The 19634-nt window shown below is 59.6% G+C and carries 22 protein-coding genes and 2 pseudogenes; 8 read left to right on the forward strand and 16 right to left on the reverse strand.

Annotation, left to right across the window (positions count from 1 at the left end):
- Positions 1 to 126: 126 nt before the first annotated feature.
- The 5 genes and pseudogenes from QA642_RS13800 to QA642_RS13820 all read right to left on the reverse strand — a co-directional run bounded on the left by QA642_RS13800 (position 127) and on the right by QA642_RS13820 (position 3392).
- Positions 127 to 471: a low affinity iron permease family protein gene (locus QA642_RS13800; RefSeq protein ID WP_283085143.1), complete on the reverse strand. Its 345-nt coding sequence runs from the start codon at positions 469 to 471 to the stop codon at positions 127 to 129.
- 67 nt (positions 472 to 538) lie between these two features.
- Positions 539 to 985, reverse strand: a complete 447-nt coding sequence (locus tag QA642_RS13805; RefSeq protein ID WP_283086884.1) for a DUF305 domain-containing protein — start codon at positions 983 to 985, stop codon at positions 539 to 541.
- Positions 868 to 1356: a hypothetical protein gene (locus QA642_RS13810; RefSeq protein ID WP_283087168.1), complete on the reverse strand. Its 489-nt coding sequence runs from the start codon at positions 1354 to 1356 to the stop codon at positions 868 to 870. Before QA642_RS13810 ends, QA642_RS13805 begins: the two co-directional genes overlap by 118 nt.
- Before the next feature lie 305 nt (positions 1357 to 1661).
- Positions 1662 to 2206: pseudogene (locus QA642_RS13815) on the reverse strand (hypothetical protein).
- Positions 2207 to 2216: 10 nt separating this feature from the next.
- Positions 2217 to 3392 carry a zinc-dependent alcohol dehydrogenase gene (locus QA642_RS13820; protein WP_283085144.1) on the reverse strand — a complete coding sequence of 392 codons (1176 nt, stop codon included), beginning with the start codon at positions 3390 to 3392 and terminating at the stop codon, positions 2217 to 2219.
- A gap of 160 nt (positions 3393 to 3552) precedes the next feature.
- On the opposite strand from QA642_RS13820, the pseudogene QA642_RS13825 reads away from it, so the two are divergent.
- A pseudogene (locus QA642_RS13825) lies at positions 3553 to 3771 on the forward strand (SDR family NAD(P)-dependent oxidoreductase); the annotation flags it as partial.
- 134 nt (positions 3772 to 3905) lie between these two features.
- A complete protein-coding gene (locus tag QA642_RS13830; protein WP_283085145.1) occupies positions 3906 to 4133 on the forward strand; it encodes a hypothetical protein in 228 nt (75 codons plus the stop codon).
- 510 nt (positions 4134 to 4643) lie between these two features.
- On the opposite strand, the gene QA642_RS13835 is transcribed toward QA642_RS13830, so the two are convergent.
- The 6 genes from QA642_RS13835 to QA642_RS13865 all read right to left on the reverse strand — a co-directional run bounded on the left by QA642_RS13835 (position 4644) and on the right by QA642_RS13865 (position 12048).
- Positions 4644 to 4889, reverse strand: coding sequence for a hypothetical protein (locus QA642_RS13835; RefSeq protein WP_283085146.1), 246 nt, complete (start codon positions 4887 to 4889; stop codon positions 4644 to 4646).
- A 315-nt stretch (positions 4890 to 5204) separates the two neighbouring features.
- Positions 5205 to 5468 (reverse strand): hypothetical protein, encoded by a 264-nt coding sequence (locus QA642_RS13840; protein WP_283085147.1) that lies wholly within the window; start codon positions 5466 to 5468, stop codon positions 5205 to 5207.
- Positions 5469 to 6368: 900 nt separating this feature from the next.
- On the reverse strand, positions 6369 to 6599 hold the full coding sequence (locus QA642_RS13845; RefSeq protein ID WP_283085148.1) for a hypothetical protein: 231 nt from the start codon (positions 6597 to 6599) through the stop codon (positions 6369 to 6371).
- Positions 6600 to 7158: 559 nt separating this feature from the next.
- Positions 7159 to 9111: an APC family permease gene (locus QA642_RS13850; protein WP_283085149.1), complete on the reverse strand. Its 1953-nt coding sequence runs from the start codon at positions 9109 to 9111 to the stop codon at positions 7159 to 7161.
- Positions 9108 to 9407, reverse strand: coding sequence for a hypothetical protein (locus QA642_RS13855; RefSeq protein WP_283085150.1), 300 nt, complete (start codon positions 9405 to 9407; stop codon positions 9108 to 9110). The genes QA642_RS13850 and QA642_RS13855 overlap by 4 nt, the downstream gene beginning before the upstream one ends.
- Before the next feature lie 1825 nt (positions 9408 to 11232).
- Complete coding sequence (locus QA642_RS13865) at positions 11233 to 12048, reverse strand: alpha/beta hydrolase (protein WP_283085152.1); 816 nt, start codon at positions 12046 to 12048, stop codon at positions 11233 to 11235.
- Positions 12049 to 12287: 239 nt separating this feature from the next.
- Here QA642_RS13865 and QA642_RS13870 point away from each other — a divergent pair, with 239 nt between their 5' ends.
- The gene (locus QA642_RS13870) at positions 12288 to 12590 is read left to right on the forward strand and encodes a hypothetical protein (protein ID WP_283085153.1); all 303 of its coding nucleotides are present in this window, start codon (positions 12288 to 12290) and stop codon (positions 12588 to 12590) included.
- A 58-nt stretch (positions 12591 to 12648) separates the two neighbouring features.
- Here QA642_RS13870 and QA642_RS13875 read toward each other — a convergent pair whose 3' ends face one another.
- Positions 12649 to 13086, reverse strand: a complete 438-nt coding sequence (locus tag QA642_RS13875; RefSeq protein ID WP_283085154.1) for a DUF4238 domain-containing protein — start codon at positions 13084 to 13086, stop codon at positions 12649 to 12651.
- On the opposite strand from QA642_RS13875, the gene QA642_RS13880 reads away from it, so the two are divergent.
- The 5 genes from QA642_RS13880 to QA642_RS13900 all read left to right on the forward strand — a co-directional run bounded on the left by QA642_RS13880 (position 13085) and on the right by QA642_RS13900 (position 16348).
- A complete protein-coding gene (locus QA642_RS13880) occupies positions 13085 to 13225 on the forward strand; it encodes a hypothetical protein (protein WP_283085155.1) in 141 nt (46 codons plus the stop codon). The genes QA642_RS13875 and QA642_RS13880 overlap by 2 nt on opposite strands.
- Before the next feature lie 284 nt (positions 13226 to 13509).
- A complete protein-coding gene (locus tag QA642_RS13885; RefSeq protein ID WP_283085156.1) occupies positions 13510 to 13806 on the forward strand; it encodes a hypothetical protein in 297 nt (98 codons plus the stop codon).
- Between the two features lie 67 nt (positions 13807 to 13873).
- On the forward strand, positions 13874 to 14062 hold the full coding sequence (locus QA642_RS13890) for a hypothetical protein (RefSeq protein WP_283085157.1): 189 nt from the start codon (positions 13874 to 13876) through the stop codon (positions 14060 to 14062).
- Positions 14063 to 14948: 886 nt separating this feature from the next.
- Entirely contained in the window at positions 14949 to 15221 is a 273-nt protein-coding gene (locus QA642_RS13895; RefSeq protein WP_283085158.1) for a hypothetical protein, read from the forward strand.
- Between the two features lie 767 nt (positions 15222 to 15988).
- The gene (locus QA642_RS13900; RefSeq protein ID WP_283085159.1) at positions 15989 to 16348 is read left to right on the forward strand and encodes a nuclear transport factor 2 family protein; all 360 of its coding nucleotides are present in this window, start codon (positions 15989 to 15991) and stop codon (positions 16346 to 16348) included.
- Positions 16349 to 16498: 150 nt separating this feature from the next.
- On the opposite strand, the gene QA642_RS13905 is transcribed toward QA642_RS13900, so the two are convergent.
- From QA642_RS13905 to QA642_RS13915, 4 genes are all read right to left on the reverse strand, one after another.
- Positions 16499 to 17944, reverse strand: a complete 1446-nt coding sequence (locus QA642_RS13905; RefSeq protein ID WP_283079231.1) for an IS1182 family transposase — start codon at positions 17942 to 17944, stop codon at positions 16499 to 16501.
- Positions 17945 to 18425: 481 nt separating this feature from the next.
- Complete coding sequence (locus QA642_RS46505) at positions 18426 to 18746, reverse strand: hypothetical protein (RefSeq protein ID WP_342739547.1); 321 nt, start codon at positions 18744 to 18746, stop codon at positions 18426 to 18428.
- A 127-nt stretch (positions 18747 to 18873) separates the two neighbouring features.
- Entirely contained in the window at positions 18874 to 19056 is a 183-nt protein-coding gene (locus QA642_RS46510) for a hypothetical protein (RefSeq protein WP_349253838.1), read from the reverse strand.
- Between the two features lie 334 nt (positions 19057 to 19390).
- Complete coding sequence (locus tag QA642_RS13915; protein ID WP_283085160.1) at positions 19391 to 19603, reverse strand: hypothetical protein; 213 nt, start codon at positions 19601 to 19603, stop codon at positions 19391 to 19393.
- Positions 19604 to 19634 lie beyond the last annotated feature (31 nt).

Raw genomic sequence — 19634 nt, forward strand, 5'->3', positions numbered from 1 at the left:
CCGGTGGGATCGGTCCACTCCAGAAGATCCAAATATCAACACCATCACGTCTCGTGGGTAGGACAGTTCCTGGACACCGACGGCGACCGCTAGGGATCAGGTGGGACAGTTTGGCGTCGCGGTCAGCTATTGCCGCAAGCCCTGAACATGCGAGCGCTCGTTCTCGACTTCTTCGGCGTCTTGCTCATCAATTCTCATGAGCGAGTTGTCCGCTGCGCCATGCACCTTCAGGAGTTCGTCGAGCTTGGCGTGCAGGGCCTGGGTGTCGCGATGCTCGGCTCGCTGGATGAGAAGCGTCATTCCCCAGGTCGCGAGCGTCGCCAATGAATGCCACTCGAGCCCATTTCCCATGGTAACCCAGCAGACCGCATATACCAGATAGAGGATGAACGCCGCTGGTCGCGCCGTGGCAACGCCGATCTCCGTAAGCCAACCTTTGGGATCGGAAAGGGACATGCGGGCAAACAGCACGAGAACGGCGGTGTTCCTATTGAGGTCGGCCAGCCTGGGGCCGCGATCGCTTCGTCATGAATTTAGATCAATTGACGTTGTCACCCAGCATGTTCCGGGTTGCGGTCACGACTGCGGCAAGGCCGCTCTCGCCGTGCATCAACGCGATCGCGCCCTGCTGCTCATGACGAATGGCATGGGCCATGACTCGCAGGCGGGGATCACCGCGGCTATGCCACATCTGATCCGCCATTTTGACCGCTCCCCTGTGATGTCGGATCATCATCTCCACGAAGACCGCGTCGAATTGATCGGGCGGCGCAAGTTTAACCAGCTTGATCTCGGTCAGTGTAAGGAAGCCCGGCATGACAGCGCGCTCGTCGGAGCTGCAATCAGGCATCGCAGTATCGAACCAACTCAGCCACCAATTTGCAAGGAGTCTGTTCTCGCCGGTCTGGCTTGCCACCATGAGCAGCGCGAATTTTTGCAGGTGTCGAGCTTGCGCACGCCGGGCGGCAATGCGCGCGAGCTCGATACCTGGGCATGATGCGTCGTCATATGACGCATGTAGGTCTGGTCTGCATCCTTGTTGCGTCCGATCCACGGCGGTTCATATCCATGGCTACCGAACACGGCGACAATTCCGAGCATTACCATTAGGGCCAGTGCACCTGCGAGCCACGCTTCGGTAAACCGCAGATCTCGCGCGGCTGCCGCGTCGCGTGCCCACCGCAGCCGAGCGAAGAAGGGATACATCAGGGCCGATGAAGCGTGGACTAGAAGCCCGATCCAGTATGGCTGCAGGAGCGTGAACAGCGGCTGCCAAAACGGGAAGAGCGGCACCAGCACAAACCATTCCATGCCGGACGAGAAGATCGCCCAAGGTAGCGCCAGAAGCAGAATCACCGGAGGCCGCAGATGATCGGTCCAGCGTCCGAGGACACCAAAGAAGAATACCGCCCAGGAAAAGTCCGCCCATTGACGGAAGGGAATGCCGACAAAGGACAGCGCTCCACGACGGCTCCGAGCTGAGCGCCCAGTCGCGAGCCGGAATGGTCGCCACCGTCATCCAATCCACCGCCGCATCGCGGCCGATCCGCGCTGCGAACAACTGGCTGACGATGGTGGAGAAAGTACTGCTGATCAGCCCGAGCTCGACGGCGGCAATTCAGTGCGAGCGTCGACGTCTCTCGTCTGCAATCCCGGCCTGGTCAAGAGGTGACACCGGCCGTCGCGTGCTGGATCATCTCTTTCGCTCGACCTTTCGCGGCCTGAAGCCCCTTGGGGAAACCGCTGCGGTTGGGATACAGCTTGCGCCGCGCATGCGGCGGGGCCGCTGCGGCTTGGTATCTTGAGCGGCCCGGTAGTCGAGCATGGCAATGCCGCCCACCATGAGGAGCGCCAGCGCGATGTTGCCTTTCTTGGGATTATCGGATGTCAGGCCCGAAAGGAGCGCAGCCGCGTCCAGGCCATCGCCACCGACGCGGGCCCACAGCCCCGCGTTCTTATCGACCGAGAGTGACATGACGCCGGCGAGGAGTTCTCGCACGCCGAAAGCACGGACCATCGTCTCGTGTCCCTCCATCCCGAGCGTTTCCGTGACGCGTCGGGGCGCGAAGAATTCCGTGATGCCGAGGCCAATGCTGAACCAGCCAAGCGCGCGTGCAAGCTGGTCTGTCGGTTGCTTCAGGCTCGGTCCGCCTTCAACGATCTTGGGGTCGCCCTTGGAGCGCACGACATTGGAGAAATGAAACATGGTTGCTCCTTCAGGGCTTCAGCACGACTTTGACGCACGAGTCTCGCTTGTCGCGGAACATTTGGTACATTTCGGGACCTTGCTCGAGCGGCACGGTGTGGGTGATGACGAATGACGGATCGATCTCGCCTTCCTCGATGCGGCGAAGCAGATCGTCAGTCCAGCGGTTGACGTGGGTCTGCCCGGTGCGCATCGTCAGACCCTTGTTCATGAACGCGCCCATCGGAAGCTTGTCGGAAAAGCCGCTGTAAACGCCGGGCACCGAGATGATGCCGCCGGGCCGGCAGACATAGATCATCTCTCGCAGGACATGGGGCCGGTCGCTCTCCAGCATCACCATCTGCTTGGCGCGGTCGAGCAGGGTGTCGGGCCAGGACGCCATCACATGCGATTCCATCCCGACGCAATCGATGCACTTTTCCGGACCTTTGCCGTCGGTCAGTTCCTTCAGCCGATCCAGAACGCTCTCGTTCTCGAAATTGATCGTGGCCGCGCCGGCGGCTTCCGCCATGGACAGCCGCTCGGGCAGGCAGTCGATCGCGACCACTTGGTTGGCCCCGAGCAGGATTGCGCTGCGGATCGCCATTTGTCCGACCGGACCACACCCCCAGATCGCGACCGTATCTGTCGGTACGATGTCGCATTGTACGGCGGCCTGCCAGCCGGTCGGGAAGATGTCGCTGAGAAACAGCAGCTGTTCATCTGGGATGCCTGCGGGAACGTTGATATGCGTGGCATCGGCGAAGGGTACGCGCAGATATTCTGCCTGTCCGCCGGGATAGCCACCGGTCAAATGAGTGTAGCCGAACAGACCTGCGGTCGAATGTCCGAACACCTTATCGGCCAGGTGCTTCTTGCGATTGGTGGTCTCGCACACGGAGAAATTGCCGCGTTTGCATTGATCGCATTCGCCGCAAATGATCGTGAAGGGGACAACGATGCGGTCGCCCTTCTTCAATTTGCCGTCGACGCCGTGGCCGACTTCGACGACCTCGCCCATGGTCTCGTGGCCCATGATATCGCCGGGCATCATGCCTGGAATGAAATTGTGGAAGAGGTGCAGGTCTGAGCCGCAGATCGCGCAACTCGTGACCTTGATGATCGCGTCGCGCGGGTCCTGGATCTCCGGATCGGTAACGGTATCGCACCGGATGTCTTCCTTGCCGTGCCAAACCAGCGCCTTCATTTTCGTTCTCCGCCTGAATTACGAGGCATCTAAGTCCAGAATAGAACGATGGTTGCTATTGCAGCCGCAAATCTTCGCGCCTGATTGCGGACGTTCGGATAGGAACGAGCCGGACGCCGAGCGATTGGCCGTCATCAAGGTCAGCCGCGAGGATACGCCCATGTCCGCCGATCGATTGCCCGCCAGCAAGTTCGCCGTCGTGACCGGAGCTTCCACCGGAATCGGTCTGGAACTCGCAAGGTGCTGTGTCGAGAACGGCTTTGATCTTGTCATCGTTGCGAACGAGCCCGCAATTGAGACGGCTGCGACCGAGCTGCGCAGGCTTGGCGGAAGTGTAGAAGCCGTCCAGACCGATCTCGCCACCACAGAGGGCGTTGACGACCGTGGCTAACGTCACGCCGAAGGAGGTGTTGGCCAAGCAACATCGCAAGATGGCGGAGCCGGGCACGGCGAAGTCTTGACGAGATCGCGCCGCAGTCGCTCCAGGACCACCGCGATCCAATCAGCGAATTGTTGAACATCGACGATTGCGAGCGGCCGTCCATGCCGATCATTCGATACTTCGTTTTCGTCGGCGGGCTACTGCTGGCGCTGCTCTTCGCGGCGGATCGGCACCTGCCGGCTCCCAAGAACAAGCTCGAACCGAGCGTTGATGGCGACAAGATCCAGCTTGTCGGCGAAGTAGACGAAGTCAGGACGGCGCCAGCAGCCCGTTGGACTGCCGGCTCACGGGTGCGCTAAGGCCCCCTCGAAAACGGTTCCCACACGGAACAGAGTTCGGCGGTTCTATTCGTCCCGCGATTCACCTATGCAAGCGAGAAGGGAGCGCGGCCTATTGCCGAACGAGCAGTGGTGATCAGGAGGGCGGGGGTGACTGAACGAGGGGTGGGGGCTGGCCGGTTTCTCGTCCGGATGGGAGGCGTCGGCTGGATGGTTTACGATCGGGATCGCAAGGGGCCGGCGCTGATCGGCACCGAACTCGCAGCTAATTTGACGAGAGAGCAAGCTGAACGAGCATACCATACGCTCGTCCGCTCAGAGCCGGGCCAAGGCGGTCCAGGGGGCTCTTCATAGCGACTCCGGAGGTATATTTGGCGGACGCCAGAACTTCGCCTTATCCTTTGACCTGGAGCGCAGCTTTCCTCGCTTCCATCTCGGCCACGGCGATGGCCAGAGCTTCGTTCATTAAGCGCGCAGCAATTTTCTTTAACCGCGCAATCTTCTCGTCCAGTTCGACACACTGGTCACATATTACGGTCCGTTCGAAGTATCAGGTCCAAATAAGAACGAGCTTTTGGTTCCGGCGATAGGCGGCTGTTCGGCGGCGTCTTCCACCGTCCTGATCTGCTCGGCGCGGCGGGCAAGATCGTCGGAAGTTTTTGCCACGCGGCGAAGAGCCTCTTTCGTTTGCTGATGCTGTGCGTTGTCAGCTTTGGTTCGAAACTCCTCGGCCCGAGTACGAAAATACTTCGGCGAATGTGTACGCTCGAGACCCATGACTCACTCCGCAATCCAGGTTTTCGCGTGTAACTGGCGATGGGCGATTTGGTTCAAGACGGGCTCATTGCACCGGCCGTGAAGAGCCCCCTTTTCCTTGCTGAAGGGACCACTGAGGGAAGGTCGGTTCAGGCTTGTGGAACAATTGTCCACTTTGGTACTTTATGTCGTCAAAGAGCGGGGCGATTCGAATGCTGACAATGCTGCTCATCATGACGCTTGGCGGTGGTGCCGTTGTCGCCATCATCGTCGCGGTGTTTGAAGGTCGCGCCGCGATCGATCGCAGGCGCGTCGAGAGTCACTAGCCGTCTCGGTTCATTTCGTCCTTTGGCAATTGGCTCTCCGTTTTAAGCCGCACATAGGTCCGCTTTCGTGCAACTCCATCCGGCCTCGCTCGACGGGTGGGATGCCGGCGCCAAATTCCGCACCAGTGCCTTTCGGCGTATAAAGAAAGGGCGCGTTGATTTTCTCGATATGAATGTGGCCATCCTGGACCGGTGCAATGCTGGCGGCGAACTCAACCAGCTTTGCGGCGGCCGCCTCCGGCGTCGCAAAGGGACGTTCACCGGTCAATTTCAACTTCAGCGCTCCCCAAGGCCATCAGACGGACGGCGGGTCTAGGGGCCGAGATTCTTGTGGTCGCACGGCCGCCAAATGGCTGTTCTCGTACGGACCTCGTCGGCGCTCGGAGCATCGGCGATTGCTGACGCGCCCCGACGACGAAGGCCGCAGCGAAGTCAATCGCTGCGGCCCGCGCACGGTCAAATGAACCGGGTGAAACGATCTACGTGAACTATTCAACCAGCCCCGGTCTGACGATTATCTCCCCCGGCTTTCCGGATCGCATTGCTCTATGTGAATCGGGTCGGGAAAAATAGGCAACGGAACTGTGCGAAAGCGAACAGAGCAGGCTTTCGAGCAGTCAGTAGGCTCATGTCTGCTTGGTGCAACCGAGACCAAGCCCAGCGGCCCCGGCCTACACACCCCAAATTCTCCGCCGGGCCGGGGCCGTCTGGCGAGACGCGCGCTGACAATGCCGCTCAGGACGTTTGGTGGCGGCTACGTGGGTGGCTGCTTTTTCCGTGCCTAATTTGCCGTTGCGTATCGTTTGGTACTTCGCGATCCAAAGGGCCCTGCTACTGTTTCCCGAGCAGAGGGGGCTCGCCATGGATCGGCTGAAGAATGCGCAGGGGGATATCGAAGCCCCCGAGTGTGAAAATTGCCGGATCACCATGAGATGGTTTCGCTCGGAGTTGCTGCGAGATACTCCGGATTCGATAATCGCCCACCTTCTTGTCTGCCCGAACTGCAAACGCGCTCAGCGGATGGATACAAAGTTCACGCCGGTTCGGGTCCCGCCTGACAAGCTGTCTGCTCCTCGCTTTCGTGTGATCGCAGGCGGAAGGTTGGGGCGCAGAGCTCATGACTCAGCTTCGCGCGATTGAAGCGACATTCCCACAAGATCATGCTTAACCAGCGCTACTTCGGCATCTCTCCGCAAATGCGCAGGACAAAGAGCGTATTTCGAAATTCGTCGGTCACCTCCATCCGCCATTCGCGGCCGGGCACTAGATCGCCATCAATGCCCTGCAAAATTTGACCGGCCATCGATGTGGCCTCTTTCCAGGCGGCGTTTCTGTCAGGCAATTCCTCACCGACTCGATCGGTGGTTATGCGACCGTAAAAAACGTTGAAGAAGTAGCGGGGCATCTTCGGCGTCCGAAAAAGAAAATGGCAATGCGGCAGTAACGCCGCAAAGTCTGGATCGGTTCCGCGTCAAGCCTTGCCGAGCAACCGCAATGCGGCGTTCGAGCTGGTCGATAGGCTTGTTGAGAAGGGGGCGGTCGCGGAAGGCTCTCGCAAGAGCCTGCGCCACCGCTTCAGCGCCGTGGCGATCAAGTGAAACGTTCAGCAGGGCGATGAAACTCAGAGGCGCGGGCGTGCTTCAATGCAGACGCCAGATCGTTAGCCTCTGCCGCAACCATATGGCCCAGCTCGGTCGGCGTGTTGGCCGAAGAAGACGCCGAAGGACGTCGACTCTGGACATCCGGCATGAACGCAATGGACGCGGTCGATCCCGATATGCCGTGTCACGCAGTGGAACATCGATTGGAGCCCTCAATGGTCTTTACCGGGGCGGCTTTTATGGTGGCAGGCTGATGAAGCGGATGCGAAGAAGGCGCTGCAGATGCCGTCTCCGTTGCAACGGCCGCCTTCTCAGCTTGCATAGCGCTGTTCGGGAAGATCCCTGCGGCCCAGCAGGACTAACTTAGGCGGACCTCCGGTGGCCTCTACGAGGCACGTCGCGCACTTCGTTGTTCGAATCCAAGCGCCAAGGAACGTTGATCACAGTCAGATCGGCTTGTCCAAGAGCTATCAACTGGTTACGTAGCCGGAGCGCGCGATGGGTATGCAGGAAATGCTGATACCAGCGCCGCTTGACGAGCTCGGGAATGAGCACTGCGACGCGCCTGCTCGGGAATTGAGTCCTGATTTCGTCAATCGCTTTCAATATGGGTAACTGAATGGTGCGGTATTGGGCATGGAGTACAATGAGACGGGGAGGGAAAAGCCCAACTTTCTGTGCGGGGACTTCGACATCTGCCCGCCATTGCTCCCGCATCATGCGCTGCTCTTCCGTGGTATCCGGGCCTGATAACTGCATCAGGTGAACGCCAACCACGTTTGGTGAGATGCTCAGCGCAAATTGCAGTGCATTGTCACTCAGCTTATTCCAGGTCTCAAACGCAACGATTACGATGGGCGGAGCCAATCCGCTGAGATCTAGCGGGGTTGGATCGCGGAGCTGAGTGGCTAATTCGTCGTAGTAGGCCCTTATCACCTTAAGCAGGATGACGACCATTGGCAGCACCAACATCGTTATCCAGGCTCCCTCGGTGAACTTCGCGGCAACAATAACGGTCAGAGCAATGCCCGTCGTTACTGCGCCTGCCGTATTGACCAGAAGATGGGCTCTTAGCTGCGCTTTCGACTCTGCTGCTTGATCGATCGCGCGACGCCAATGCCAGACCATCCCGGTTTGGGAGATCGTGAACGTGAAGAATGCACCGATGGCAAATAGCGGGATCAGCCGATCCGTTATGCCGCCAAAGAGGATCAAGAGAAGCCCTGATGTGAACCCGAGGTAGAGGATGCCGATGTCAAACACCAAGCGACGGCCTGCGACCGCGAAGGATTTTGGCAAAAAGCCGTCCTCGGCTACCACATGGCAAAGACGGGGAAAATCGACAAAGCTGGTGTTCGCGGAAAGGGCCAGCACGCACAGGAGGGAGCCGATTGCGACGTAGTACAGGATGCCGTCGCCCACGACGGCGGCGGCAAGCTGCGACAGCACGCTTCGATAACCTTCTTGTTCCTGATCCATGGCACCGATTCCGTAGGCGCGGGCTAGGAGAGCTATCCCGATCAGCAGGATACCGAGGATCACGACGATGGCGGTTAAGGTCCGATGGCCATATTTCACCGTAGGCTCGCGAAACGCGGTCATGCCGTTGGATACGGCCTCAACGCCCGTCATCGCCGTGCAGCCGCTGGCGAACGCGCGCAACAGCAACCAGAGGCTGGCACCCTCGATCGCTTTCCCGATCGGCGGCGGCGGCACCACCGGCTGCGGCGATCCGCCGGAAATAACCATCTTGTACATGCCAACCGCTAAAATGACCCCGAAACTTGCGACAAAGACATAGGTCGGCAAGGCAAACAATCGGCCGGCATCGAGTGTGCCGCGAAGGTTCACGATCGTTACCAAAGCCAGAATCGCGAGGCACAACGGAAGAATGTAAGGATGCAGGATCGGCACAGCCGAAACCAGCGCGCCCACGCCAGCTGCGATGCCCACCGCGACATTCAGAACGTAGTCGACCATCAGCGCAGCAGCCGCGAGCAAGCTGGCATTGGTGCCGAGATTGTCTTTTGCGACGATGTAGGCGCCGCCATTGTTGGGGTACGCCCGAATGGTCTGCCAATAGGAGGCGAACAATATCCCGAGAAGCGCCACGATCGGCGCCATGACCCATCCAATGTAGGATGTCGCTGCAGCGCCGAGCGGGATGAGAATTGTGAGGGCCGCTTCGGGCCCATAAGCGGACGAGCCGAGTCCGTCGAGCCCCATTGCGGGAAGCCCTTCGAACGCTCCGATTTTGCGTTCGCTGAACTCCCTATTGGCCAAGCGCCGGCCGAGAACAAGATCGAGCAGGCTCACGACTGAATCGGTCCGGCTGAGGGGATCTCCACTTTGAACAAAGGGACCTGAACTGCAAAAGTTCCTGGCGCGCATAGCAAGGGCAGATGTAGCCAGTCGATGTGGGCGTGAATCACGTCGAACTGGGTTAGCGCAAATACCACTTCCAACTGGACTCCAAAGCCGCATTCGGATCTGAGCGTGGTCGCCAAGGCGAAGGGCTTTGGGCCAGACGGGAAAAAAAGTGCAGCGCGGGTCCTGGAATCGCCGCTCGCGAACAAGGTGACCTCATGCCCAAGCTCGACGAGTGCGTCCACCAGCCAGGCAACAACTCTTTCAGTACCGCCATGCCGCTTCGAACGTTACAGCTATCGGACGATCCGAGGTGATCTCGCTATGGACAGTGTAGAGCGCTTTTTCGTCGGCGTGGCCGTTGCGGGCGGATATCCCTTTGCGCGGCAGTGTTGATGCTTGGTTCTTAGCGCTACCGCCCGCGAGGAATTGATAAGGTTGCCAGCTGCTTCTCGCGGCGCCTTCTTCAATCCGCAGAGTCGATGCCGTGTTTCTCCGTATTTCCATGTGCTCGACGGCGCGGTGGAGTTGCGGGACACGGACCAGACGCTCTTACCGTTGGTGACCGAAGGAAGACCCAATAGGGTAACCTCATTCTTACTTCGGCGATTGCAGGCCCTGCGAGGCCAGCCACCCTCTCAGGTGAGAAGCAGCCTTAGCTCGTCGAGCTTGGCGAACAACTCGCTCCCTGCCGGGCGGAATGCTTTGGGCCTCTTCCCGCAGGTCCTGTGCCGCCTCCACGAGCAGCTCTTCCAAAGTGGTATTCTTGAAACGAAGTCTTCTCAGCATTGTGTTGCTCCCTCGAATGCAGGCGGGAGCGCGATCGCTCTCTCTGCCACCGGGCACCTGCAGAGGTCAGTCTTTGGCCGGTGATGTTGGGCAACTGTCCACACGGACGAAGGTTGCTAAACTGGATCGCCAAGCTCAAAGCCCCGCTGCTTGGGCGCGTGGTCCCCACTGTGTTACCGCAATTCGATCTCTTTGATCGCGAGAGCCGATATCTCCGCCGGGTCATGCACAACGCTTTGCGCGACCTTGATGATCTTCTTTGCGACCATTTCCGCAAGAGGATCGTCGCGATCCTTGACGCAAGGGAAGCTGTGCTCATCGAGAAACGGTGGCAGCGATGGTGGACCTCGCCCCGAACCGCGCCCATGGTCCGTCTCCCTATTTGGAGCCGGAGCACCGCCGGGCGATCTGCAAAGAGATTGGGGAGCGACTTCGCGGTACCCTCGCGGACGATGCGGCGCCGCTACCGCCACAACTGGAGGGTCTGGTAGAGCGGCTTACCGAGTCGGACGGCGGAGCGTCCCCAACCGCCTCTGCGCGCGAAGACGACGCCGCATCCCTGCCGCTCTGGAAGCGTGTCACGAGGCGTTGGCGGGTCTTCTGAGAGGGCCACTCAGGATCGGCCGGCGCGACCTTGGTGCAGCCCAATAGCGGGAGCAATAGATCATGACTGATGATCAGATCAATCTCGTCGTTCAGCAGCTGTGCGAGCAATTGGGCGCTCCGATTGAAGGGCAGCGAGGCACATCCACCAAACGCCAAGGATATCGGATTCGATCCTGCCTCTGTAAGAACTGTATTGCTGAGCGGCTTGCGTTCGGCGGGTGTCACGATCCATCACGAGGCAGTCGGAGCGAGCGAAGAGCCGCCATGGTCCTAAACGCGAAGCGCGGGACCGCGGCACGCGCCTGTGTCTCGGTCGGGTCAAGGTCGGACATTGATCAATGGGGTTGAGACGTGTGCTTTGGCACAAGGGTGTCACGGGCGGCGGAGCGCGAATTATCAAACGATCGGCTGGAAGTTTGACAGTAAGCTCTCGCGGGCGCGAAACGAACAATCAAGCAAACTGCCACAATACGCATTTTGGCATTATTGGTGACGTAGGTGGCCGACAGGTTAATAGGGACCGGAAGATCGGCCGACAGACACGCTGCCTTAAGAGTTCGTCATTGAATTGACGGCGTCCGCAATGGCAGCGGGGTCTGCGTGCGTGACCATATGTCCGGCATTCGGAACCAGGTGAAGATCGGACCGAGGCAGCGCTTGATGTAAATCTCGAGCTTATTTCTGTTCGATCACCTGGTCCTCTGCTCCGTGGAATATTTTTACCCGGCTGTCCATAGTCGAATAATGAGCTTGGAATTGTGCTGCAGTTGGACTGAGGAGTGCGCTTTCCTGCGCAGCCGCCCTCAATTGTGTCGGCCTGAGAACCAGAGACGCTGGAAATTCATTTTTGAACGTCCGCGGGATAGGCCGGGGCGCGAAAATCTTGCGCAGGGCTCCCGGCAACATGGCCCACGAGATGATAGGCGCGACAGTGTAGCTGACCAGGTCGCCCAAAACCGGTATCGCCGGACCTGACATCAACCACACGTCCAATCGGACGGTTGGGAAGTAGTACCCGGACGCAAGCACAAGACCCCGAATCGGGTAATCCTTCCGCACGCCGAGAGCGATAGCGACCAAGGCGCCCCAAGAATGGCCCAGCACCACAGGATCGCGGATCCCGAGTTGCTCGAGCGCCTTCACCAGCAGAGCTGCTTGAGCCGCTGCGCTCCATATTCGGAGCCGTGGCCGCTGACTATGGCCAAAGCCCGGGCGGTCGAAGCACACCACGCGATTGCGACGGGCAAGAAGATCGACCAGCCCACTGCTCATGAAGTCCTGGATCATGGATCCGTTGCCATGGAGCAGCACGACGCAAGGAGCCGCGGGATCGCCCCGATCGATATAGTGGAGTACCACGCCGTCGCACTCGAGAAACTTGCCAATAGGCGGATTCCTTCGCTCGGCCAGTTTGGAGAAGCCGATGTTACCGATGACGAGAAGTGCCAATAACAAGGCTGCGATGAGCAGTACGGTTTCAGCGGTGGTCATGACTGAGCCTTGAGCTATACGGCCAAGAACATTAGGCAGCGCGGAGCAGACGAGCCAACCAGGGAATAATTGGAAGTTGAAGTGCTCGTTCCTGGGCGCAATCGCGGAGGATTGATTAAAAGAGCGCCCGTGCCGAGCGGTCCGCGCTTTGCGAACTCGACGGTAAGGGCGTCGCGCAGCGCCTTGCTGTGAACAAAGAAGTAACAGCCTAGCAGATAATTATTGAGCGTGTGGGAGGAGTGATCGCGCTGCTTCTCGTACTAGATCATGCCCGTGATTTCGCGGCGAAGCACCGCGTCGCGAAACTGATTGGCGTCCTCGAGGCCGATCATGTTCAGGACGCTCTGAACCACGGTCGGATGTTGTCAGACGAACTTCGTCCATCGTCGCGGTCAGGAACCGCTCAAGGTGGCCTTGAACTCGGCGCCGCAAGGGCGATGGGCCTTCCTGAAGCCAAGTTTCGACGCCAGGCCTCGAAAGGGCACGGTACCGCGCGAAGCGCCGTGCCTATGCCCGAAGATTTTTGCCTGATCGAGAATTAAGGAGGTCTCGCAGTTTCTGGCGCAGCTAGAGGCCCAACGGGGCCACAGCTAAAGCAAATCAAAGCCGAGCGGCGTTGGCGCGCTCAATGTGTGCTTCCCAGCGCTCCTTAGTGGCGCTGGTGAGCTGCAATATTTGTTGCCGGACATTGTCCTGAAGCTCGCTGAATGGGCTTCGGTAGCGAGGGTTTCTTATCGCAAGCAGCGCGACGAGGTTTAGGATTGAATCAAAATCCTCTTTGGTTGCATCGATGTTGCCGTTGACCACCGATTGGAGGATCGGAGCCAGTTCACCTTCAAATTGGCCATGTGCCATCTCGAGGGCGTCCGGAGCCAGATCGTCGGTTTCGATCCGGTTGAAGTCGCGCTCCTGAGCAACGTTCTCCGGGTTCGTCGTGAACTCATCACCGGTGTCGAGATCAACGAGCGTAATCTTCTTATTGGTCGTGAAATTCTTGAGGGAACAGCGAGGAACGAAATGATGCGCGCGAGCTGTCATGCTTTGCTTTCTCATCGCCGGCGCCTTCGACATCGAAGGTCAGGCCATCGTTGACGGTGAGGTCGTCGTTATCCACGAGGGGCGACCCAACTTCTCCGAGCTGCAGGCCCACCTCGCCAGAGGGATCAGGATCGCCTAGTGTACTTCGCCTTCGATCTCCTGTGGCTTGATGGCCAAGATCTCCGGAAACATTCCCAGCTTGCGCGTAAGGAGCTGCTCAAGGAGCTAATCGATAGCACCAAACTGAAGGAGCCCATCCTCTACAGCGAGCGAGCATCATGAAGGCGACGGGCAGGTGCTCTTCGCGGCAGCCAGCAAGCTGAATTACGAGGGCATCATCTCCAAGCGAGTGGATCTCCTTACCGGTCGGAGCGGGTTGAAGCTTGGCAGAAGATCAAGGCAGTCCAGAAGGGCAAATTCCCCGTGGTCGGCTCCATAAAAGATCCCACCGGTGTTGCCGCTCTCTATCTCGGCAAACAGGAAGGGAAGGAGCTGCGCTATATGGGCAAGGTCGGCACGGGATGGCGCCGGACCACCTCGCGCAAGATCAGGGATGCACTCGACAGTGTAGTCAGCCCGAAGAGTAGATTGAGTAAGCAACTCAAAAGACCCAAGGCCACTTGGGTCGAGCCGAAGTTTGTTGCCGAAATCGAGTATCGCGACGTAACTTCCGAAGGACTGCTCCGCGCCAGCTCATTCAAAGGTCTAAGCCGGAAATAAACTTATGTTCCTGCGGTAATTTGCACCCTCACGTACAATCGGTACTCGTCAGCAGAAGGAACATGCGATGGGATTGAAGCGCAGGCGAATCAAGCAGACGGATTCTCTGGAAACTCGGCTTGAGCAATTTGCACAGGAAATGCGTGAGCGGGCCGATGGAAAGCCTCTGGGCGACGAACGCAACTCCTTGCTCAAGCGAGCACGCAATGCAGATCAAGCAATCGACATTGAGCGACAACTTCGTCAGGATCACTAGGAACGCCAAGAGAGAAGCGGTTTAGCTTGGCTCCTCCCTCTGAAAAATCCTGTCCTCGCTGCTCCCGTGGCGAGGGCCTTTTCGGCGGTCGCCGCTTGACCCCAACTCGGATTCGAAGTGACCAGAGGCCTGCACGGTTGCCACAGAGCCTATTTCCCTGCCGGCGAGTAAACATTCCGAGCCGCGCTTCTTCCGGGCGTGACTGCGTCCTTAGCCTTGGGGCCGTCGCCGGGGCGCTCGATCCGCCACCATTGTTATCGGCCGGCGTATCCAAGCTTGATGCGCCGGCGCCTGTCGCAACGCGGGTGCCGGATGAATTGATGCTCAATCTCGCGCGGGATGTCCCCGATCCGCTTTGCGCGCTGGCAGTGGATGTCGTGATGAGGGCTGCGCCAACGGCGACCGCGTTGAGAATCTTTATGTCCGATTTCTCCGATTGACGGGGCAGGGATGAGCCGCGCGCTGCCTCATCGCTGAAGCCGACTTCGGTGCGGCCATTCTTCGAAATGCAACTGCCGCGGTCGAAAGTGCCTAATTGAACGCTCCAAAGGGAACTGCCGCTTGTGCTTCGGTTGCCCCGCGAAGGAGCCGCCCATGCGCAGCACCAAGCTCGGTTAGATTCTTCTCAACGCAGCGCTGCTTGTCAGGTTCGGGCTTGCCGCTTTCGACATTGCGTGGACAGGCCGATCCATTGCGCAGTCGGGCCAGAAGAAACGAGGATGGAGAGCCGGAGCGTGACAGAGCCGCCGCCCAGGTGCCATCGAGCAGCAGCGGCTCGAACTCCTAAAACTCGGCCTCGATGGCGCGGCGATGATGCGGCTCATCGAGCGAGGAACGTTCACCCGGAGACCGAGTTTCAAGCGAACTTCAACAGGAGACTGCAACAATGAAGATTGCAAAGATTGCCTTGGCTGCGGCACTGGTGTTCGGCTCGATCGCGGCAGCGTCCGCTCAAGGCGCAGGCGGCGGCGCGGGTGGTGGCGCTGGCGGCGGAGCGGGTGCGGGAGCTGGGGCGGGCGGGGGCTCCGGTTCCGGCGGAGGTGGCGGCGATTCTCCGGCGGCTACCACCGGCCAGGGCGCCTCGAGCAGCCCAACGTCTGCGAACCCCTCGGCGACGATGAACGACACCAAGTCGAAGGGGCACGACACCAAGAAGTAAGAACAGCCCGCCGGCGCAGGTTTCGCGGGCGGGCTTTTGCCGGAGATGGCATATGCATCGTGACCAAGGATGACCCCATCAGACTGACGAAGAAAAGCTCAAAACGCGCGACGGCCGGCCGATCGCCTCGACGGAGTCGAAGGAGCTACTGAACAAGTCGCGGAGCGGACGCTGGCGGCCTTGAGCCCAAACTTTCTCTTCGCCACTCGCATGACTCACAAACGTTACCGCGGATCAGCGCGTCGCTACGCCCTACAGCGACGGAATAGCTGACATACTGCGGCTTGGGGCCAAGACGGGCATGGAGCGGGACGCCGAACGGCTATCAGATAAAGCCTTCGATGTACGCTCGCACGGCCATTGTGTCGCCAGCCGTCGCTGCAGCGATGCCGAATGCGTGGATTTCACGAGGTAGTCCGCCGCTCGGGCTCTCGTGCATGTCCACCATCATATTCGGCCAACGCTCAGAACGCGAGCGCGTTTTCCTTGCACCGTTTGAGATGTGCTTCTCGCGTCAATGGGGTCGTAGTCGTCATTGATCCTGGGTTCAGTTTTGAATCGGAGTTCGGTCCTAGCTTATTGCCACGGTTTCGTCTCGAACGCGCATTTTCGAATTCGAGTGGCCATCACCAGCGGATAAGTATCCGCCCTATGGCATTCGGCATATGGGCTTGTCCGAGTGAAGACGAAAAATTTCGTGTCGAGTCGCGAAGAGACTGAGCTGGGTACCCCGGCCAATTTCTGTTTCTGGCGCAGGAGGTGCTTGCATGTCTTTTGACCCGATGGCGGCTGCCGTCGACTGGTTCGACGCCTACCGCGCCGGCGATATCGAAACGCTACTCGAAATGTACGCCGAAGATGCCGTGGTCTACTGCGATTGTGACCAATTGGCGATCTCCGGCAGAGAAAACCTGCGAGGCTACTGGGCTAGCCGTCTGCAGGAACACCCAGCGACCGAGCTGGACAATCTTCAGCCCTTGCACGGTGGCGCAATGATCTCGTACGTCAGCGGGGAAAACATAGTGCAGGCGGTCTTGAACTTTAATGATGCCGGGAAAATCAGGACACTGAGCTGCAGGCCGACACATCAGGCCAAGTCCAGCTCCCGCCAAGGCGGAGTCTGTTAAGGGTCTTGGTTGTGTGCAAACGGATAGGTCGGACGCGGCGTGGTCGCCAATCATTGCAGGCGGCCGGTGCTGACGCATCGGATCGTCCAATGACCGGCCAAAGTGGGTATCGCGACGGGGTATTGCGGTTTTGGACGCGCTTTCCGGCCTTCAGGCGGCGCGGATGGCTGCAATCAGGCGCGGTTTGCCGACGATGTTCATCACCCGTGTGAGGTTATAGGCGAGAACATGCAGCGCCATCTCAGCGGCGACATTCCGTAGGCGCTTCATCAGGAAGTGGGTCGCACCCATACGGGCTTTGATCGTGCCGAAGGGATGCTCGACTGTCTCACGTCGCGTCCGCATGGCGTCAGGATTGGAATCGAGCCGTCGCTGGACCTCCTCGACCACATGCTCATGCTCCCAGCGCGTGATCCGGCGCTCCTTGGACGGCGTACATTGGCTCTTGATCGCGCAGCCTTGGCATGCCGCCGTCGACCAGTAACGGCGCAGCGTCATTCCATGCTCGATGTTGGTGAAGTGATAGGGCAGCAGCTGGCCCGATGGGCAGCGGTAGACATCCTCATCAGGCAGGTAGGCGAAGTCCTGTTTGCCGAACCGGCCCTCCGCCTTGGCGTTCGACGTCATGGGCTTGGGCAAGGTGACTGCAACGCCAGCCTCTTCGCAGGCCAATATCTCCTCTCCGTCGAAGTAGCCACGATCGGCGACCGCATCGAGTTTGTCCACTGCGAGCACTTCTTTGGCCTGCTTCGACATCCGAGCAAGCTGCCCACGGTCGTTGCCGACGTTTATGACCTCGTGCGTCACAATCAGATGGTGTTCGGTGTCCACCGCGACCTGGACGTTGTAGCCGACGACACCCGATCCGCGTCCGCTGGTGGCCATCGAACGGGCATCCGGATCGGTCAGCGATATCTGTTGATCCGGCGTGTTGCGCATCTGCGCATCAAGCACTTCCAGGCGGCTCATCTCCTGCTTCAGCCGAGCGATCTTTTCCTTGATCCTCGTCGTCTTGATGCTGATCGCTTCCGATGGCTCCTGCCGATCGGCGCTATCGAGTTGACGCAGATATCGACCGACGCTTTCCTCGATCTGCGCCATCCGCCTTGCCATCTTGGCATGCGTGAAGTTGCGGTCGCGGTTGTTCACCGCCTTGAACTTGCTGCCGTCGATTGCGACGCTTGCGGTCTGCAACAGGCCCATTTGCCGGCATAGTGCAACGAACTTCGCGCAAACCTTCCGGATCGCCGCGCCGTTATCCTTCCGGAAATCGGCGATCGTCTTGTGATCGGGAGCCAGGCGCCCAATCAGCCACATTACCTCGACATTGCGGCACGTCTCACGTTCCAGGCGGCGACTGGATTGCAGCCGATTGAGATAACCGTAGATGTAAAGCTTCAGAAGGACTGCCGGATGATAGGAGGGCCGGCCCGTCTCCTTGGCGATCACACGCTCAAACCCCATTCCATGCAGGTCGAGCGCCTCGACGAACACATCGATCACGTGGACCGCGTTGTCCTCGCCTACCCAATCCTCCAGACATTCCGGCAAGAGCGTCAGCTGGGATCTGTCCGCGCCTTCAACGAAGCGTCCCATCCGTATCCCCCATCAGGAAACGGAAGAATCCTAGCCGACTCGTGACTTTTCACACAGCCAGGGTCAAAGGCTGTCGCGATGCGGCGCGGGACCGCGGCCTCCGTGTGTATCGGGTGAGTTTCGGCTTTGCTTGGAACCATCCTCTTGGGCGGCTCAATACTCCGTTCGCAGGCTTAACGTGTCGCGGCCCATCGAGCGGGTCGGCTCGCGTGGCCCATAGCCTCGTAGGCCCGCGACAGAACCTCCGCACTCTGCTGCGCCTTAAAAGCCTCCCACGCCACCTTGAAACGGCCCTTGGCCTCATCGAGGCTGTGCGCGTCTCCATATGGCGGGCCAGGCAGCGGCACGGTCACGTGCCAGAGCCAAATTGCGGGCGCGCGTTCGTGAGCCAGCCTGACGCGGCCGATCGGCCGTCCGTCTTCGCGGACAGAGTAGTCAGTGGGCGCGATCAGGCGAACAGTGAGCATCACAAACATGCTGGTCAAAGTTTCTCCAGCAACCTTTCGCGCAAGGGTTTGTTTCTATAACCATCAACGGCCAAGACTTTAGTAGGCGTCGGTGGCTGAGAGACCGATCGCGCTCCCCGCCTGCAACGTCCCTCGCGGTAGGCGCGGTCGACCTGCTTCGAGACCATGCCTTCCAATCCCATGATGCAAGCGTGCCGGAAGAGGTCGGTGCCGATCTCGCCTTGCTCGAATGGGGCGGCTTGAATGCGCTCGCTGCGATTGCGCAACAGCCGCGCGAGGTTCGGCTTGCGCAGCTTCAGCGGCAAGCGGCGATAGTCGTCACCGTCGGCGGCCAAGATGTCGAAGGCGTAGAACTGGACCTCGTGGTCGTGCTTGCGGGAATGCAGGGCATCGAAATCGGATGTGCCATTGCTTGGTTCGGATCTTAAGCGCGGTCTCGATGATCCACGGGTAGCGCTTGGTTCAGTCGTGGCCGCCTTTGGTGATCAGGCGCACCCGGTCGTTCTCCCGCATTAGCCTCATGCGGTAGCCGTCATGCTTGATCTCGTGGAGCCAATCGGGACCGGATGGAACCTTGCTGCCCTTAACCGGAATGGCGAACTCAAAACCGGAGCCATAACAGCGATTATGTGCCGGGCGGAACATCGCAAGTCGGGCAAGCGTGGTCGATCGGCCCCGGCCGGGCGCGGTTGAGGTGTGAGGGGCCGGGGCCGCCGGCTTGGCGCATTGCCGATGCCAAGTATCCAGGAGCCTACCGGACCCTCACGCCGTGCCTCCGTTCGCTTGAGCACCTCGGCTGCGAAAATCACCAGCCGATCCGCGACCAGAGACTCACGAGCAGCACGAACAAGGCGAGCCAAAGCAAGATGACGACCATGCGGCGGGGCTCGGCCCAGAAAGGCGAGCCGCTCCGCTGGCGATACGAGCGCTGCGGCGAACAAGACACCGATGACCGCAACAAGCAGCAGGCCAAACGAGGTCATCGTCGCTTGTGGGGAGGCACCCTCGGGCGGCCGACATGGATGAAATGAATCAGCTCGGCGCGCTCGTCAAACTCAACTCCGTCCAGTGCGGTCTTGGCTGCAAGCACTCCGTTGCGCGCCTCGATGACGGTGGTGACGTCCCTCGATGTGTCTTCGTGCCATGTTTGGCCGGGAGTGCAGAAGCAGATGCTGACCTCGAACAGCGGCATTTCTCGTTCTCCCATCGGACATTCGCGTTCC

Origin of the sequence: Bradyrhizobium sp. CB2312 (assembly GCF_029714425.1) — a bacterium.
In the GTDB taxonomy this organism is placed as follows: Bacteria; Pseudomonadota; Alphaproteobacteria; order Rhizobiales; family Xanthobacteraceae; genus Bradyrhizobium.